Consider the following 965-nt stretch of genomic DNA (forward strand, 5'->3'; position numbering starts at 1 on the left):
CGCTCGCGATGACCGGTGGCGCCGGCGGTGCGATCACGCGCTCGGTGAAGATCGGACCCGGCTTTGCCGTATCGGATTCGAGGTCGTAGTCCTCGATCGAGGCGACCAGCCAGCAATCGGGATCGTCGAGGAAGGGCTGGAGGTTCGGCCGGCGATGCGTCTCGCGGACCTCGCCGGTTTCCTCATCCTCCGTGGTCAAGACGACGGTGGTGTTGATGGGACCGAAGGCGCGGACAAAATTCGACCAGGCAATGCGCAGTCTGACCTGCGCGTCTCGCCAAGGCCGGTCGAGCTCCTGGGCCTTCAGCACCTCGCGCACGGCATCGCGGATCGGGATCAGCTTGCTGACTATGCGGACATGTTTTTCCGGGATGCCCTCGCCGCTGCGGCTCTTACGGACCTTCACCGCGACTGGTTCGCCGTCGACGACCTGCATGAGGCCATGGCGGTTGTCGACGAAGTAGCTGCCCTCGCGGACATGCCGGTCATCGGAACGCTCGCTGGCGATCGGTGCGTTGTCGCCGTCGGGATCTATCGTCTGCGCCTCGCCGTCATATAGGCCCTCGGGGAGGAGATCGATTGCAGCGGTCAGCGCGGCGGCGAGGTCCTCCCTGTCATTCGGCAGGCAGGTGTAGGTCTCGTCGGGACCGTAGATGCCGCGCCTCAGCGCGTGACTGCCGAACACGGAGGCCGGATGGCGCGCGAACCAGCGATTGACGCGGATGGCGCCTTCGTCCTCCGTCGCCGGCCGGATCTCTTCAAGATCAAGCCAGGAGACATCACCTTCAGCTTCATCGGACATTCTCTTCCGGAAAAAGAGAATGTCGACCACGACGTCCGTACCGGCATCGGCGCGAAAGCTGCCCTCGGGCAGACGGAAGGCTGCGATCAGATCGGCGGACTTCGCGATTTCCTCTCGCGCCGTCGCATCGGCCTTGTCCATCGTGCCGTGGCTGGTCACGAAG

General features: G+C 64.6%; 1 pseudogene. It reads right to left on the bottom strand.

The annotated features are described in order from the left end of the window. Window positions 1-965, bottom strand: a pseudogene (locus tag EOA27_RS38020) (lactate dehydrogenase); the annotation flags it as partial.

This window comes from Mesorhizobium sp. M2A.F.Ca.ET.037.01.1.1 (assembly GCF_003998075.1).
GTDB lineage: Bacteria > Pseudomonadota > Alphaproteobacteria > Rhizobiales > Rhizobiaceae > Mesorhizobium.